The sequence below is a fragment of the Glycomyces halotolerans genome (assembly GCF_054779575.1).
Genome location: NZ_BAAGXZ010000005.1, coordinates 154,896 through 171,691 on the forward strand (window position 1 = coordinate 154,896; position 16,796 = coordinate 171,691).

Annotated in this window: 11 protein-coding genes and 1 pseudogene; 7 read left to right on the forward strand and 5 right to left on the reverse strand. The window is 70.8% G+C overall.

Annotated features, from left to right (window positions below; genetic code table 11):
• Window positions 1-10 precede the first annotated feature (10 nt).
• Window positions 11-310, forward strand: a complete 300-nt coding sequence (gene groES / locus ACYVL2_RS06910) for a co-chaperone GroES (RefSeq protein ID WP_460541579.1) — start codon at window positions 11-13, stop codon at window positions 308-310.
• 97 nt (window positions 311-407) lie between these two features.
• Window positions 408-2,054: a chaperonin GroEL gene (gene groL / locus ACYVL2_RS06915; protein WP_460541581.1), complete on the forward strand. Its 1,647-nt coding sequence runs from the start codon at window positions 408-410 to the stop codon at window positions 2,052-2,054.
• A gap of 216 nt (window positions 2,055-2,270) precedes the next feature.
• Here groL and ACYVL2_RS06920 read toward each other — a convergent pair whose 3' ends face one another.
• Window positions 2,271-4,010: a P-loop domain-containing protein gene (locus ACYVL2_RS06920; protein WP_460541583.1), complete on the reverse strand. Its 1,740-nt coding sequence runs from the start codon at window positions 4,008-4,010 to the stop codon at window positions 2,271-2,273.
• Between the two features lie 193 nt (window positions 4,011-4,203).
• Here ACYVL2_RS06920 and ACYVL2_RS06925 point away from each other — a divergent pair, with 193 nt between their 5' ends.
• Entirely contained in the window at window positions 4,204-4,827 is a 624-nt protein-coding gene (locus tag ACYVL2_RS06925) for a LuxR C-terminal-related transcriptional regulator (RefSeq protein WP_460541585.1), read from the forward strand.
• On the opposite strand, the gene ACYVL2_RS06930 is transcribed toward ACYVL2_RS06925, so the two are convergent.
• Both ACYVL2_RS06930 and ACYVL2_RS06935 read right to left on the reverse strand, forming a co-directional pair.
• Window positions 4,810-5,955, reverse strand: coding sequence for an amidase (locus tag ACYVL2_RS06930; RefSeq protein ID WP_460541587.1), 1,146 nt, complete (start codon window positions 5,953-5,955; stop codon window positions 4,810-4,812). The two genes, ACYVL2_RS06925 and ACYVL2_RS06930, sit on opposite strands and share 18 nt — an antisense overlap.
• 62 nt (window positions 5,956-6,017) lie before the next feature.
• Window positions 6,018-6,386 (reverse strand): DUF5319 family protein, encoded by a 369-nt coding sequence (locus ACYVL2_RS06935; protein WP_460541589.1) that lies wholly within the window; start codon window positions 6,384-6,386, stop codon window positions 6,018-6,020.
• A 208-nt stretch (window positions 6,387-6,594) separates the two neighbouring features.
• Here ACYVL2_RS06935 and guaB point away from each other — a divergent pair, with 208 nt between their 5' ends.
• Together guaB and ACYVL2_RS06945 are read left to right on the forward strand one after the other, a co-directional pair.
• On the forward strand, window positions 6,595-8,085 hold the full coding sequence (gene guaB, locus ACYVL2_RS06940) for an IMP dehydrogenase (protein WP_460541656.1): 1,491 nt from the start codon (window positions 6,595-6,597) through the stop codon (window positions 8,083-8,085).
• A gap of 25 nt (window positions 8,086-8,110) precedes the next feature.
• On the forward strand, window positions 8,111-9,232 hold the full coding sequence (locus tag ACYVL2_RS06945; protein ID WP_460541591.1) for a GuaB3 family IMP dehydrogenase-related protein: 1,122 nt from the start codon (window positions 8,111-8,113) through the stop codon (window positions 9,230-9,232).
• 50 nt (window positions 9,233-9,282) lie between these two features.
• On the opposite strand, the gene ACYVL2_RS06950 is transcribed toward ACYVL2_RS06945, so the two are convergent.
• The gene (locus ACYVL2_RS06950) at window positions 9,283-9,807 is read right to left on the reverse strand and encodes a hypothetical protein (RefSeq protein ID WP_460541593.1); all 525 of its coding nucleotides are present in this window, start codon (window positions 9,805-9,807) and stop codon (window positions 9,283-9,285) included.
• Window positions 9,808-10,031: 224 nt separating this feature from the next.
• On the opposite strand from ACYVL2_RS06950, the pseudogene ACYVL2_RS06955 reads away from it, so the two are divergent.
• Window positions 10,032-11,591, forward strand: a pseudogene (locus tag ACYVL2_RS06955) (adenylate/guanylate cyclase domain-containing protein); the annotation flags it as partial.
• Window positions 11,592-13,809: 2,218 nt separating this feature from the next.
• Complete coding sequence (locus ACYVL2_RS06960; protein ID WP_460541658.1) at window positions 13,810-15,681, forward strand: serine/threonine-protein kinase; 1,872 nt, start codon at window positions 13,810-13,812, stop codon at window positions 15,679-15,681.
• A 67-nt stretch (window positions 15,682-15,748) separates the two neighbouring features.
• On the opposite strand, the gene ACYVL2_RS06965 is transcribed toward ACYVL2_RS06960, so the two are convergent.
• Entirely contained in the window at window positions 15,749-16,744 is a 996-nt protein-coding gene (locus tag ACYVL2_RS06965) for a ribonucleotide-diphosphate reductase subunit beta (protein WP_460541595.1), read from the reverse strand.
• Window positions 16,745-16,796: the final 52 nt, after the last annotated feature.

A 16,796-nucleotide genomic window follows, 5' to 3' on the forward strand; every position in this document is an offset into this window, starting at 1 on the left:
AGAAGACCAAGTGAGCAAGGCTGCTATCAGGCCGCTCGGCGACCGCATCGTAGTCCAGGCCAACGAGGCCGAGACCACCACCGCCTCCGGCATCGTCATCCCGGACACCGCCAAGGAGAAGCCGCAGGAGGGCACCGTCCTGGCCGTCGGTCCCGGCAACTTCGACGACAAGGGCAACCGCATCCCCGTCGACGTCAATGTCGGTGACGTGGTCATCTACTCGAAGTACGGCGGCACCGAGGTCAAGTACGCCGGCGAAGAGTACCTCGTTCTCTCGTCCCGCGACGTCCTCGCCGTCGTCGAGCAGTAGCGACGCCAGGGCCCCTCTCGACCGGGCCGGTCCGCGGTCCACAAGCGTCGCCGTGGGGGGCCCTTTCGTGTTCTCCGCTCGACAAGGAAGGTTAACCATGCCGAAGATTCTCAACTTCGCCGAGGAGGCCCGCGGCGAGCTGCTGCGCGGCATCGACGAACTCGCCGACACCGTCAAGGTCACGCTCGGCCCGAAGGGCCGCAACGTGGTCCTCGACCGCTCCTTCGGAGCGCCGATCATCACCAACGACGGCGTCACCATCGCCAAGGAGATCGAGCTCAAGGACCCGTACGCCAATCTGGGCGCGCAGCTGGTCAAGGAGGTCGCCACCAAGACCAACGACGTCGCCGGCGACGGCACCACCACCGCCACGGTCCTGGCTCAGAAGATGAGCCGGGCCGGCATCAAGGCGATCGCCGCCGGGGCCAACCCGGTCGCGATCCGCAGGGGCATCGAGGCGGCCACGCAGGCGGTCTCGGACGAGCTGCTGAACCAGGCCATCGACATCTCCGACCACGAGAACATCGCGCAGGTCGCGTCGATCTCGGCGCAGGACCCGGAGATCGGCGAGCTCATCGCGAAGGCCATGGACGTGGTCGGCGCCGAGGGCGTCATCTCCATCGAGGACGGCTCCAGTCTGGAGACCCTTCTCGAGGTCACCGAGGGCATGCAGTTCGACAAGGGCTACATCTCGCCGAACTTCATCACCGACCAGGAGGCCCGCCAGACGGTCTTCGAGGACCCGTACATCCTCATCACCAACGGCAAGATCTCCTCGGTGGAGGACCTGCTGCCGGTGCTGGAGAAGGTCATCGAGTCCTCCAAGCCGCTCTTGATCATCGCCGAGGACGTCGACGGCCAGGCTCTGGCCACGCTGTCGGTCAACGCCCTGCGCGGGACCCTGAAGGTCTGCGCGGTCAAGGCCCCGGCCTTCGGCGACCGCCGCAAGGCCATCCTGGGCGACATCGCGTCGCTCACCGGCGCCGAGGTGATCTCCTCGGAGATCGGCCTGGACATCAAGTCCGCGGACCTGTCGCACCTGGGCTCGGCCCGCCGCGTCACGATCGACAAGGACTCGACCACGATCGTGGACGGCGCCGGCGCCAAGGACGACGTCGAGGCCCGCGTCAAGCAGATCAAGGCCCAGATCGAGCAGACCGACTCCTCCTGGGACCGCGAGAAGCTCGAGGAGCGTCTCGCTAAGCTCTCGGGCGGTGTGGCGGTCATCCAGGTCGGCGCCGCCACCGAGGTGGAGCTCAAGGAGCGCAAGCACCGCATCGAGGACGCCGTGTCGGCGACCCGCGCCGCGGTCGAGGAGGGCATCGTCGCCGGCGGCGGCGCGGCCCTGGTCCACGCGCTCTCGGCGCTGGAGAAGGTCGAACTCGAGGACGCCGAGGCCCGCGTGGGCATCCGGATCGTCGAGGCGGCCCTCACCGAGCCGCTGTACCGCATCGCGGTCAACTCCGGCGCCCGCGGGGACGTCATCGTCGACGCCGTCGCCGCCAAGTCCAGCTCCCGCGAGGGCTGGAACGCGGTCACCGGCGAGTACGAGGACCTCGTGAAGGCCGGCATCATCGACCCGGTGAAGGTCACGCGCAACGCGCTGCTGAACGCCGGTTCGATCGTCGGCATGCTGCTGACGACCGAGGTGACGATCGTCGACAAGCCCGAGGACGAAGAGGAGCACGGCCACGGCCACAGTCACGGCCACGGTCACTCCCACCAGCACGGTCCGGGCTTCTGACCGGGGCTCGAGCTGGAACGAGCGATATGAGGGCCGCCGATGCCGTCGGCGGCCCTCTGTCGTCCCCGGACTTCGAAGTGTCAACATCCCGACACTTACTCGCGTGACTGTCGGGAACCCGATAGAGTTCAAGTGCCTTCGCGGCCTTTGGGGATCGGAGCCGCGAAGGCACTTTTCATGCCCGCACCGATATGGTGCGGGCATGTTCCGTATTCGTCATTCCGCGTCGGATTGGCGCACCCGCAACGCTCGCATGCGATTGAGCGCGGCGGCCACTTCGAAGCGCCGCGGAATGGCCAGGTCCGCATTTCTGATCTTCAGCAGCGCCGCGACGCCGCCGTCGTCCAGGGCCGTCTCGAGCCGGTCGAGTGCTTCGGACACTGTGGCCGTCCCGTCGATCCATCCTCGACGCACGGCCGCCTCCAGGGCCAGGCCGATGCCGGTGGTCATCGACGCGTCGGTGATCTGCTCGACCGCTCGCACGTCCACGTCCGACTCGCCGAATCGGAGCGCGTCGGTGCCGCCGGCCTTGATCTTCTGCTTGCCCTTGGCCTCGGAGGAGACCGACCTCGGGTCGACCACGCGCGGGCGCGGCCGGCCGAAGGCGTCGGCCTCGGCCACGCGCCCGGTCGGCCGGGACGCCAGCGCCTCGGCGCGCTCGGTGACGTCCTCGGGCCGGTAGGCGTCCATCATGACCACGCGGTCGGCCACGTCCATGTAGTCGCCCGAGCCGCCCATGACCAGCACGGTGCTCACGCCGTGGTCGTCGGCCATCGAGCGGATCAGGTCGACCAGCGGTGTCAGCGGCTCCCGGTCCTTGGCGACCAGTTCCTGCATGCGCGCGTCGCGGATCATGAGGTTCGTGGCCGCGGTGTCCTCGTCGATGAGCAGCAGGCGCGAGCCCGCCTCGATCGCCTCCACGATCGAGGCGGCCTGGGAGGTCGAGCCCGAGGCGTTCGCGGTCGTGAAATGCGCGGTGTCCTCACCGGAGGGCAGGTGGTCGACGAAGGCGCGGACGTCGACGCCGGTGACCGCGCGACCGTCCTCGGCGCGGATCTTCACCGCCGAGGGGTCGGCGACGACGAACTCGCGCCCGTCGCCGGGCACGTGGTCCCACACCGCGGCCTCCAGGGCGCGCAGCAGCGTCGACTTGCCGTGGAAGCCGCCGCCGACGATCAAGGTCACCCCCGGTCCGACGCCCATGCCGCGCACCGTTCCGGCGTGGGGCAGCTCGATGGTCACCGCCATCGATTCGGGGGCGGTGAACCTCACGCCGCCTTCGAGGGGCCGGTCGTCGACCCCGGAGCGGCGCGCGAGCATCGAACCGTCGGCCACGAACGCGACCAGGCCCCGCTCGGCCACCGCCTCGCGCAGCGCCGCCGCGTCGTCGGCGTGGCGCACCCAGCGTTCGGCCTCGTCGTCGCCGACCGCCAGCGCGGAGTCGGCCGCGTCGGGGAGCGCTTCGCAGAGCAGCCGGGCCGCGGCTCGCCCGTCGATGCGCCGTCCGCGTCCCGGCAGCTGGGCGCCGAGTCGGAACACCACCGATCCGTCCGGGTCGACTTCGCATGAGGAGCGGCGCAGGATCTCCTGGCCGCCGGCGTCGATGCGGAGGTCGCGGGTGCGGCAGGCCTTGCGGAAGCGCTTGGCGAGGAGCGCGGCCATGGCCGCTCGGCGGCCGGGCGTGGACGTCCAGGGCTCGAGCAGGTCGGCCTGTTCGGGGTCGAATGCGAGCTCGATGCGGCTGGGCGGCGCGAACGGGTCTGATTGGACTTTGACGATCGTGAGCGTCGACTCCGTTGTCCGCCATTCGCCCCGCAACGATTTATATCGGCCGTAACTCGCACCCTCGAGGGCCGTTAGTTCGTTAGACAGGTCATGGCGAGGTGGATATGAACGATGATCATCAATCGCGCGGGAATCGGGCCTGCGGTACCGTCCGCCTCTTCTCTGTGCCATGCCCTCCAGTCTTTCATCGGGCGGTGCGACCGGCGCGCACCCGAGCCCGAAGCGCATGTGCTCGCACCTCGTCTCGGATACCGCGGAAATTCATTCGAAAAATCTCGCGTCAGTCGCGTCATGGCGGCCCGGCCCCTGCGTTCTCCATCCGAGAGACACACCGTCGGCCTGCCGCACTGAAAGGTAGAACAAAGTGAGAACCGTACTGGTCTGTGTTAAGACCCCTCAAGCGGGTCAGAAGATCGCAGCCTGCGCGACCCGGATGGGTCTGGCGCAGGCGGTCAAGGCGGTGGAGGGCTCAGCGGAGCTCTTCGTCGAGCTGGGGCGGCGCCAGGTGGACGTGGTGCTGGTCGATGTCGGACTCGCCGCGCCGGACCCCGTCAAGTTCACCAAGCTCGTCCGCACCCGCTCGCCCAGGACCGGCGTCCTCCTGTCGGGCGCGGCCGACCCCCGCACGGCGGCCATGGTCGTCGCCGCCGGCGCCCGAGGCGTCATCCGCACCCCGTCCAACAGCTCCGACGACCTGCTGGTCGCGCTGGCGCAGGCGATCATGTTCGCCTCGCCGACGCTGGTGCGCACCGGCGGCGAGGCGCTGCCGCGCCAGCGTTCGCAGCTGCAGGGCATGAAGCTCACCGAGCGGGAGCTGCAGGTGCTGCGGGGGATGAGCGAGGGCAAGTCGAACGCCGAGATCGGGCGCGACCTGTTCGTGTCCGAGGACACCGTCAAGACCCACGCGAGGAGGATGTTCCGCAAGCTCGGGGCCCGCGACCGCGCGCACGCCGTCGCCGAGGCGTTCCGTTCAGGCCTGGTCTGCTAGCGACAAGAGGGCCTCGTCGCGCCCGGGGGCGGCGACGAGCTGCAGACCGACCGGCAGTCCCGCGACATCGCCCGCAGGCAGGGCCATGGCAGGAGCGCGGGTGAGGCCGGCCAGACACGTCAGACGCACGATGGCTTCGCGGTCGATCCTGGCGTCGGGTTCGGGAGCCGGGCCCGGCGCGGCCGGGATCGCCAGCGCGGAGCCGTCGCCGAGCCGTCCGGTCAGGTGCGATGCGATGCGCTCGCGCCGTTCGGCCGCCGAGTCGGCGTCCTCGGCGGTGATCTCGGCGGCCGCCGCGAAGCGTGCGGCCACGCCCGGCCCGAATTCGGGCTCGTTCGCCTCGATCCAGGCGCCGTGGGTCTGCCAGGCTTCGTAGCCCATGAGGGTGGAGTAGGTCTGGCGGGCCCGGTCGAGTTCGGCCGGGTCGTCGAACAGCGGCGTTCGGTCGGTCTCGAGTCCGGTCCGTTCGATCCACCTCAGGAGCGTCTCGCGGACTTCGGGTTGCGCCTGGTCCCAGATCTCCTGGGGGACGAGGAGTTTCGTGATCGGCTCGGGGAGGGGGTCGTTCGCTTCGCCGAGGAGCGCCTCGGCGGCTTTGCGGAGCGTGGCCGCGTCGCGGGTGAGGACGCCGGCGGTGTCGAACGACGGCGAGAGCGGTACGGCGCCGTCCATGGGGACGCGGCCGTGGCTGGGCCGCAGTCCGTGCAGGCCGCAGTAGGAGGCCGGGAGGCGGATCGAGCCGCCGGTGTCGGTGCCGAGCCCGATGTCGGCCGCTCCGAGCGCCACGGCCGAGGCCGTGCCGGACGAGGAGCCTCCGGGGAGGCGTCCGGGCGCGGCGGGGTTGTCGGGGGTGCCGTAGTGGGTGTTGGAGCCGTTGAGGCTCCACGCGAGCTCGTCGGTGATGGTCTTGCCGACCAGACTGGCGCCGCCGCGGCGCAGGCGGTCCACGGCGGCGGCGTCGGCCTCCGGGGTCTCGTGGGTGTCGAGCCAGCGCGGGTTGCCCGCGCCGGTCGGCTCGCCGGCGACGTCGAACAGGTCCTTGACGGCCAGGCGCAGGCCGGCCAGCGGACCGGTCAGACGGAAGTCCGGTTCGCGTACGGGGATCCAAGGGACGAACGGATCGGTCACCGGCCCACCGTAGCGTCTTCGGGGCGGTTCCGGCAGCCGGACTCACGTTCCAGCGCCGCGCCCTAGTTGCCGCCGCCGTGGTGGCGGATCCAGCAGTCGGAGAATCCGCGGGCGTAGTCCCAGGTGACGTACTGGGCCGGGTCGGGGTCGTAGGCCGGTTCGTGGACTTGGGCGCTGTTGTCCTTGAGCAGGCCGCGCAGGTTCGACATCAGCAGGCCCCAGGTGAAGTAGTGCGGTTCGTCGCAGTCGGCGCAGTCGACGACGACGCCGCGGTAGCCGAGCGGCTGCAGGACCTTCTCGAACATCTCGAGTTCGTGGAGGTCCTCCAGCAGGTCGGCGCGGTCCGCGTCGTCGAGCTCGGGCTCGAACAGCATGGACGCGTCCGTGTGTTCGGGATCGTCGGCGAACGGGTCGCGAGGCTCCTCATGCACGCCTCCAGGGTATCGCTCGCCAGTCGCGGCACCACCCGGTAGCGGCGCGCGAGTGGATCTGCGGCGAATCACACCGCTGAGCGCCGTGTGCGGCTCGGGCCCGTGCCGGCGGCGGCACTACCATTGCTCCATGGCGTTCTCAGGGGATTTTGGGATTTCAGGGGCCGAAGGCGCGTCCGGGAGCCGTGTCGGAGGCACGACGGTGCCGATGGGCGCGGCGGGCGCGATTCCGCTCGGCCTGACCTATGACGACGTGCTGCTGCTGCCGGGCGAATCCGACGTGGTTCCGGCCGAGGTGGACACGTCCTCGTACGTCTCGCGCAACATCCGGGTGTCGGTGCCGCTGCTGACCGGGGCGATGGACACCGTCACCGAGGCCCGCATGGCCATCGCGATGGCGCGCCTCGGCGGCCTGGGGATCCTGCACCGCAACATGTCGGCCGAGAACCAGGCCCAGCAGGTCGACCTCGTCAAGCGCAGCGAGTCGGGCATGGTCGCCGACCCGGTCACGTGCTCGCCGTCGGACACGCTCGAGCAGGTCGACAAGCTCTGCGGGCGCTACCGCATCTCGGGCCTGCCGGTGGTCGACGAGGGCGGCCAGCTGGTCGGGATCGTCACCAACCGCGACATGCGCTTCGAGTCCGACCTGTCGGTGCCGGTCTCGCAGGTGATGACCTCCCGGAACCTGGTGACGGCCCCCGAGGGCGTCTCCAGTGACGAGGCTTTGGAACTGCTCAAGCGCAACAAGATCGAGAAGCTGCCGATCGTCGACGAGACCGGGCGCCTGCGGGGCCTGATCACCGTCAAGGACTTCGCCAAGCGCGAGGAGTTCCCCGACTCCACCAAGGACGACTCGGGGCGGCTGCGCGTGGGCGCGGCGATCGGCGTCGGCGAGGAGCAGTACGCCCGCGCCGGGCAGCTGGTGGAGGCCGGGGTCGACCTGCTGGTCGTCGACTCCTCGCACGGGCATTCGCGCGGGGTGGTCGACATGATCGCGACCATCGCCAAGGACTTCGGCGACCGGGTCGACGTCGTCGGCGGCAACATCGTCACCGCCGAGGCCGCGGCCGCGCTCATCGACGCCGGTGTCGACGGCGTCAAGGTCGGGGTCGGGCCCGGCGCGATCTGCACGACCCGCGTCGTCGCGGGCGTGGGCGCGCCGCAGGTCTCGGCGATCATGGACACCGTGCGCGTCGCGCGCGAGCGGGGCGTCCCGGTCATCGCCGACGGCGGCATCCAGTACTCCGGCGACATCGCCAAGGCGATCGTCTCGGGCGCCTCGACGGTGATGATGGGTCAGCTGTTCGCCGGCTGCGCCGAGAGCCCCGGCGAGCTGATCTACATGAACGGCAAGCAGTTCAAGTCCTACCGCGGCATGGGTTCGCTGGGCGCGATGCAGACCCGCGGGCAGGCGAAGTCCTTCTCGAAGGACCGCTACTTCCAGGACGAGGTCGACACCAACGACAAGCTCGTGCCTGAGGGCGTCGAGGGTCAGGTGCCGTACCGCGGCACTCTCGCACAGGTGGTCTACCAGCTCGTCGGTGGCTTGCGCATCGCGATGGGCTACACCGGAGCCGGTACGATCGATGCGATGCATGAGCGCGGGCGTCTGGTCCGGATCACCGCTGCGGGTCTGAAGGAAAGCCACCCGCACGACATCCAGATGACTGTGGAAGCGCCCAACTACCACACTCGGTAGTGGGAACTCGGTAGGAGGAGGACCTGTGCGGGAACTGGTCGAGATCGGCCCCGGCAAGATCGTGGCGCGAGGCTGGCGTCTGTCCGAAGTGGCGCTCGTGCCGAGCCGGCGAACCCGGGACATCGACGATGTCTCCACCGAGTGGCAGTTGGACGCCTACCGGTTCGAGATCCCGGCGATGGCCCACCCGTCGGACGCGACGATGAGCCCGGCCTCGGTGATCGAGATGGGCCGCCTCGGCGGCCTCGGGGTGCTCAACGCCGAAGGGCTGTGGTGCCGCTACGTCGACCCGACGTCGCTGCTCAAGGAACTGGCCGACACGCCGGCGGAGACCGCGATCGAGCGGCTCCAGGAGATCTACGCCGAGCCGGTCAAGCCCGAACTGATCGCCGAGCGGATCGCCGAGATCCGGGCCGGCGGGGTGACCACGGCGGTGCGGGTGAGCCCGCAGCACACCTCCGAGCTGGCGCCCCTGGCCGTGGAGGCCGGGGTGGACCTGCTGGTCATCCAGGGCACGATCGTCTCGGCTGAGCACGTCTCCAGCAACGGCGACGTCCTCAACCTGAAGCAGTTCATCGCCGACCTGGACGTGCCCGTGGTGGTCGGCGGCGCCACGAACTACAAGACCGCGATGCACTTGATGCGCACCGGCGCGGCCGGTGTCATCGTCGGGGTCGGCTCCGACGACTGGTCGACCACCGACTCGGTGCTCGGCATCGACGTGCCGATGGCCTCGGCCGTGGTGGAGGCCGCCGCCGCCAGGCGCGACTACCTCGACGAGACCGGCGGACGCTACGTGCACCTGATCGCCGACGGGGAGGTCACCGGCTCGGGTGCGATCGCCAAGGCCATCGCGTGCGGGGCGGACGCGGTCATGCTCGGCTCGATCCTGGCCGACGCGGCCGAGTCACCGGCGGCCGGCGCGTGGTGGCACTCGGCGGCCTCGCACCCGAAGCTGCCGCGCGGCCGCTTCCGCCCGGGCGACTCCGGCGACATCGAGGTCCCCGACCTGGAGGCGATCCTGTACGGGCCGTCGACCAGCTCGGACGGCAGCCAGAACCTCTTCGGCGGTCTGCGCCGGGCCATGGCCAAGACCGGTTACACCACCGTCAAGGAATTCCAGAGGGCCGGCCTCGTCACCGCCTGACACGGAAACGAACGAACCAGGGCCCCGCCGGGACACCGGCGGGGCCCTGGTCATTCCGAGGCCGAGCGGACCGCCGAGGAGCGGACGGCCACCGGCGGGCCCGCGTCGGGGTGGATGCATTCGACGAACTGCCGCCAGTCCTCACGCCGCGCTTGTTTCCCCGAGATCCACAGCTTGTGCCGCCGTCCGCCGGTGCCGACTTCATGGATCTCGCCGTGAACGGCCGAGAACTCGAGCAGTTCGTAGCCGGGCCGCGGGTAGGTGTGCTTGCGTCCCCACCGGCTCCGAGCCTCGATGAGGCCGGCGCTGGTGTGGTATTCGAAGTACGGACTGGCGTAGACGAGCAATCCCGGTACGGCGCCGAGGACCGCCGCGATCGCGAGCCTCAGGCCCAGCACCGCCCATGTCAGTTCGCTCGTGTCGTTGATGTCCTGTTCGACAGCGGCGAGCAGTCCCAGCAGACCGGAGGGCACGGCGGACCAGAGCCAGCACCACCGATTCCAGCGGACCTCGCGCCAGCCGTGAGTCGGCGGGCGTTGAGCCGGGGGCATCGCGGGGGCGTCGGCGGCGTGCACGGCGGGAGCCTTCTTGCATTTGGGGTGTCCGGGCGTGTTGATCTTATCGGCTCCCGGGCCTGCACAGGGTCCCGCGATCCGGGGCGATCTTCGGAGAATTGTGCCCTGGCACACAGGTATCTGTCAGCTAGGACACGTATCCTTGCGAGCGTGAACGCCAAACTCGTCCCCATTCCCCGGAGGAGTGGGGAACAACACACCCTGGTTTCGGTGTTGGTGCAGCTGTGACGTGCCCGTTCTGCTCAGCTCCGACCGTCCCCGGGGCCCGCTACTGCCACAACTGCGGGGCGCCGCTGTCTCCCGAGGCAAGCGCTCCCCAGACTGAGCGCCGCTACGTGACGGTGCTCTTCGCCGACCTCTCCGACTTCACCACCTGGTCCGAGAGCCTCGACCCCGAGCGGGTCTCCTCGGTGACCGACCGCCTGCTCGCCGAGTGCGTCGGCGCGGTCAACGAGTTCGGCGGCCACGTCGACAAGCTCACCGGCGACGGCCTCATGGCCGTCTTCGGCGCGCCCCTGTCCCACGAAGACGACGCCGAGCGCGCCATCCGCGCCGCCCAGGCCATGCAGAAGCGCGTCCGCCGCCTGCTCAAGATCGAATCCGGCGGCGGCCTCCCCATCGGCCTGCGCATCGGCCTGCGCTCGGGCCTCGTGGTCGCCGGCATGCAGGCCGACCTCGAATACACCGTCATCGGCGACACCGTCAACACCGCCGCCCGCCTGTGCGACGCCGCCTCCGTCGGCACCGTCTGGGCCGGCGAGGAGACCATGCGCGCCACCAAGCACGCCGCCGCCTGGCGCCGCCTCACCCCCGTCCGGCTCAAGGGCAAGCGCGAACCGGTCGAGGTCTACCAGCTTCTCGGCCTCGAAGACGAGCCCGGCACCCGCGCCAGCCTCGGCGACACCGCGCCGTTCATCGGCCGCGACGCCGAGATCGGCCGCGTCACCGGCCGCCTCGACGCCGTCATCGACCGCGGCGAGCCGCTCATCCTCATCCACACCGCCGAAGCCGGCATGGGCAAGACCCGCTTCGCCCGCGAAGTCCGCACCATCGCCACCGAGCGCGGCGCCCGCGTCCTCACCGTCCGCGCCGCACCCTACGGCGAAGGCCGCCGCTTCGGGCCCCTGGCCGACATGGTCCGCAAAGCCGCCGGCCTCAGGTTCGACGACGACCGCGCCACCGCCGAGGCCAAGATCCGCCGCATCGCCGACGGCCACGTCGACCACGACGACTGCGGCCTCAACGTCGAAGTGCTCCTCGGGCTGCTCGGCCACGGCCGCCCCGGCGCCACCGACCGCCCCGGCGGCTTCACCGGCCGCCAATCCGAGGCCTACACGATTCCGCAAGCCGTCGCCGAGCTGATCACCCACCTGGCCGGCCAGCGCCCGCTCGTGCTCAACGTCGACGACCTCCACACCGCCAGCGCCGACGGCATCGACGCCCTCGGCGTCGCCCTCGCCAAGGTCTCCGGGCCCGTGCTGGTGCTGCTCTACGGCCGCCCCGAACTCACCCGCTCCTCGGGAGTCCTCACCCGCATCTCCGAGGCCGAGGTCCACCCGCTGCCGCCGCTGGCCGGCGCCGACGCCGCCCGACTGCTACGCGAGTTCCTCGGCGGCGGGCGACTGCCCAAACCCGACGAGGAGCGCCTGCTCGGCTTCGCCCAGGGCAACCCCTACTACCTGGCCGAACTGGTCACGCTGCTGACCGAGCAGGACCTGCTCACCGGCGAGGACGGCAAGTGGAAGCTCGCGGCCGGGTCCCTGACCGGGAAGGTCCTCTCCCGCGACCTCGCCCAGGTCCTCGGCGCCCGCATCGACGCGCTCACCCCGGCGGCCCGAGCGCTGCTGCGCGCCGCCTCGATCTTCGGCGACGCCGTCCCGCCCGAGGCCACCCAGCTGCTCGAGAAGGAAGTGCCCGGCGAGTTCGACCGGGCCCTGCAGGAGCTGCTGGACCGGCGCATGCTGCGCCGCCGCTCCTACGGCGGCTACCGGTTCGTCACCCCGCTGCTGCGCCAGGCCGCGTACGCCCCGATCGGCAAGGCCGACGCCGCGCACGCCCACGCCGAGATCGCCCGCTGGGCCGCCGACACCGAACTCGAGGGCCAGAGCGCCGACGACCTGGTCGTCTACCACGCCGAACGTGCCGTCGCGCTGGCGCGCGAGGTCGAGATCGAAGCGGTCGACGAAGTCTGGAACGTGCTGCCGCTCGCGCTCGAGGCGGTCCGCAAGCAGGCGCACCGCGCCATGGACGCCTCCGAGCCCGAACGGGCCGTGTCGCTGCTCAACGGCATCGAGCAGATGACGCCGCTGACCGCCGCCGACCGGCTGCTGCGCGGCAGGGCCCTGACCCGGCTGGGCCGCACCGTGGAGGCCGAGGCCGAGATCGAGCACCTGGCGGTCGACATCGGCCTGGTCGTCCCCGGCGACGACCACGACGAGCACCCCTCCGGGCAGCTGTACGGCGACGACTTCCCCGAATCCGAGACCGAACTGGTCTCGCAGCTGCTGCTGCTGCGCGGCCGCCTGCACCGGTTCAAAGGCGAACTCGAGGGCGCGCGGGCCGCCTGGGCCGCCGCGCTGGCGCTGTCGCGGCGCGAAGGCCTGGCCGGGCCCCGCTGCGACGCCCAGTGCCGCATCGGCCTGCTCGACTACCTCTCGGGCGACCTGAACGCGGCCGAGCGGCGGTTCCTCGACGCCTACGACACCGCCGTGGGCGTCGGCGACGACCGGCGTGTCGCCTGGGCGCTGCAGCACCGCGCGTGGGTGCTGGTCGCCCGCGGCGACTTCGACGGCGCCGACGAGGTCCTCCGCGAGGCCGCCAAGCACTTCGCCCGCCAGATGGACCTGGTCGGGCGCGCCTGGGTCCGCGGCGTGTCCGCGTTCGCGCTGCTCATGGCCGGGCGCTTCTCCGAGGCCCGCCGCCTCTCCGAGGTGTTCCTGCCGATCGGCGAGCGCAGCGGCGACGTGTTCGCCGTCGGGCTGCTGCGCGCCACCGGCGCGGCCGCCTCGGTCGCGCTCGGGCGCCCCGAGGGCACCGACACGGCCGCGCGCAAGTCCTTCCGCGACTTCGACCGCATCGACGACGACTGGGGCCGCGGCTTCGCCAAGTACGTGCGCGCCTTCGCCGCGCTGCGGATCGGCGCGCTCGACCACGCCGCCGACCTGGCCGTCTCGGCCGAGCAGTACGGCGCCGCCACCGGGCACCCGCTGCTGATGAGCCTGGCGCTGTGCATGCGGGGCCGCTGCGCGCTCGAATCCGGGGACCTCGAGCAGGCCGCGGGCGCGGCCCGGGAGGCGCTCGCGCTGGCGACCGACGACGTGCTCGAGCCGGGCCGGGCCGCCGCGGCCTCCCTGCTGGCCGAGGCCCTCGCGGCCGGAGGCGACCGGGACGAGGCGCTGCGGATCCTGTCCGAACTGGTCGAGCACTACGACGAGCCGGCGCTCGGGCACCCGCGGCGCGCGATCGTCGCGGCCTACGCCCGGCTGCTCGATGAGGACGGCAGAGCCGACGAGGCCCGGCACTGGGCCCGGACGGCGCTCAAGTCCTTCGGCGAGGACCCTGCCTCCACGGCCTGGGCCGAGGCCCACCTCGCGTGAGTACCTCCGACGCGGCGAGAGCGACTGGCCCCAAAGCACAGTCGAGCGGAGCATTGAGCACGGTGAAAAGCGGTCCTGAAGTGGCCGAAGGGACGCGACGGGCGGACGGGGGCGCCTTGAACCGTCGCCGGCGCGTCCGTCCGCCCGCGCGCCGCACGGGGGACGCATTCACTATGGGCTACCGATACCGAACCAAGCGGAAGCGACATATCATCCGTTCGGTCAATTGTGTCTGTCTTTTCGTCCAGGCGTATACAGATTCCAAGGGACGTTGCCGTAACGTTATCGCCCGAAGGTCCCACAACCCAGGACGCAAGTGAACGCCGGACGGAGCACAGCCGAGGCTGACCCGAAACTCCGTCCCGACCCAGGCTCGACACTACGGAGGCTGTAACTAGTGGACACCATGTCGTCCTACGGTGCTCCCGCAGGTCCCCACCCCGCCGCCCCCTTCTCACCGCCGCCGACCCCATACGGCGACCCGGGACCCGGCCTGCGCACCGACGACCTCAAACGGATGACCGGCACCGACCTCGACCCCGAATCGCTCCTGGCCGGCATCGAACGCCTCACCGGCTTCAAGGAGATCGACCGCGGCGCCTACTCGGTCGTCTACGCCGCCACCCGCTTCGACGACGGCGCCGAAGTCGCCGTCAAGATCGAGTCGCGGCCCCTGACCGACGAGCGCGCCCGCCAGCGCTTCCGCCACGACGTCCAGACCGCGGGCCGCATCTCCAGCCACCCGTGCGTGGTCCGGATGCTCTCGGCCGGACTCACCCGGCAGGCCCACCCGTACGTGGTCATGGAGCGGTGCCGCGGCTCGGTCGCCGAACTGCTCGACCGCCACACCACGCTCAGGCCCCAGCAGACCATCGAGATCGGCATCCGCGTCGCCGACGCGCTGGCCGCCGCGCACGAGGCCGGGATCGTCCACCGCGACATCAAGCCGGCCAACATCCTGCTCAACGACGACGGCAGGGCGGTCATCGCCGACTTCGGGCTCTCGTGCCTGCTGCCGTCGCCGCAGGCGGGGGAACCGGTCTCCACGATGGCCACCCCGGCGTACGCGCCGCTGGAGGTCTTCCAGATGCGCGAGATCGGCCCGAGCGCCGACGTCTACTCGCTGGCCGCGACGCTCTACACGCTGCTGTCGGGTTCCCCGCCGCGCTTCCCGGCCGAGGGCGTGCTCGACATCAACGACGTCGCCGCGCTGTTCGACCAGCCGATCCCGGCGATCCCCGGTATATCGCCGCTGCTGCTGGAAATGCTGAGGACGGCGCTCATCAACAACCCCGAAGGCCGGCCGACGGCCGTCGAGTTCCGCGAGTTCCTCGCCAGCATCCCCGAGGCCTCGACCGGGATCCTCCCGAAGATCAACGCCTCGGCGCCGGTCTCGCCGGCGCCCGAAGGCGTCGGCCTGTACTCGGCCTACTCGCCGCCGTCGGACACGGACTCCGAGGCGCCGGAGACGCCCTCGACGCTGCGCCTGGCGCCGGGCCGCAACCGCCGCGAGGCGCCGCCGCGGCCGCAGCTGCGGGCCCCCGAGCCGTTCGTGGCCGCCGCCGCGCCACCGGCGCCGGCCCCGGCCCGGTACACGCCGCAGGCCGCGCCCGAACCGGTCTCGCCGCCGGCCGAGCCCGATCAGTGGCGGTCGTTCGGCTCCGGCGGCGGCCTCGACCGGGCCGAGACCGAATCGCCGCTGCCCGTCCCCGTCTCCGGCGGCGACACCGGCATGACGCGCCGGGAGCGCCGCCTCCAGGAAGGCGGCGGCGACTCCGGCATGGGAGTCCTGCTCGGCCTGGGCGCCGCCGGGCTGGCCGTGATCGGCCTGCTCGTCTGGGGCGCGATCTGGCTGTTCGGCGGCGAGGAGACGACCGACCTCAAAGAGCAGTCGATGGTCGAGGACTACGTCAAGGAGTGCTCGCTCAAGCAGGACGGCGTCGGGTGCGTCCCGGAGCCGACCTGCTTCAACGGCGCGATCCCCGACCTGACCCAGGCCCCGTGCTCGGGCGCCCACCAGTGGGAGGCGTACGCGACCGGCCCGCTGCCCGAAGGGCTCCCGGCCGACGACCCGGCCGCGGCGCTGCAGAACGAGGTCGTCTCCGCGGCGTGCATCACCGGCGAACGCGAGGACGGGCCGCTCTCGCAGCTCATCGGCGGCGATTCGCTGGACTGGACGACCGACCTGCACCTGCCGGGCGACGGCACGTTCATGTGCGTGGCCCAGCTGGCCGACGGCACCCAGGCCCAAGGCGTCACCTTCGCCCGAGGGGCCTGACGATTCAGGCCCGCACGGAAGCCGTGCGGGCCCTGGACCGAACCGGGGAGAATGCGGTCGATCCCGGTCAGAACTCCTCGTCGAGGTCGACCTTGCCTTCCACGGCGGTCTGGTAGGCGGTCGGCCTGCGTTCGAAGAAGTTCGTGAGCTCTTGGACGTCCTGCAGCGCCATGAACGGGAACGGGTTCTCAGAGCCGAAGCGCCCCGGCATCCCGAGCCGCTCCAGACGCTGGTCGGCGACATACTCCAGGTAGGACTTCATATCGTTCACGGTCATGCCCGGCATGCCCTCGCCGACGAGGTCCTCGGCGAACTGCAGTTCGCATTCGACGGCCTCTTCCATCATCGCGGTGACCTGGTCGCGCATCCGGTCGTCGAACAGCTCGGGCTCTTCGGAGCGGACGACGTCGACGACGCTGAAGGCGAAGTTCATGTGGCACGACTCGTCGCGGAAGACCCAGTTGGTGCCGGTGGCGAGCCCGTCGAGCAGGCCGCGGCTGCGCAGCCAGTACACGTACGCGAAGGCGCCGTAGAAGAACAGGCCTTCGATGCAGGCGGCGAAGCAGATGAGGTTGAGCAGGAACAGCCGGCGGTCCTCGGCGGTCTTCAGCTCGTGCAGCTCGAAGATCGAGTCGATCCACTTGAAGCAGAAGTCGGCCTTGCGTTTGATCGAGGGGATGTTCTCGACCGCGGCGAAGGCCTTGGTGCGCTCCTCGGGGTCGGGAAGGTAGGTGTCCAGCAGCGTCAGATAGAACTGGACGTGGACGGCCTCCTCGAACAGCTGCCGCGACAGGTACAGGCGGCCCTCGGGGGAGTTGACGTGCTGGTAGAGGTTGAGCACCAGGTTGTTGGCGACGATGGTGTCGCCGGTGGCGAAGAACGCCACGAGGCGGTGGATGAGGTGCTGCTCCTGCGGCGTGAACGTCGCCAGGTCGGCCAGGTCGGAGGCGAGGTCGACCTCCTCGACGGTCCAGGTGTTGCGGATGGCGGCCCGGTACTGCTCGTAGAAGTCCGGGTATTTCATCGGTCGCAGGGTCAGATCCATGCCCGGGTCGAGCAGCATCAATGCGGTCCTCTCTGGCTCGGTTGAGTTCGGTGGAAACGGGGCCGGGGCG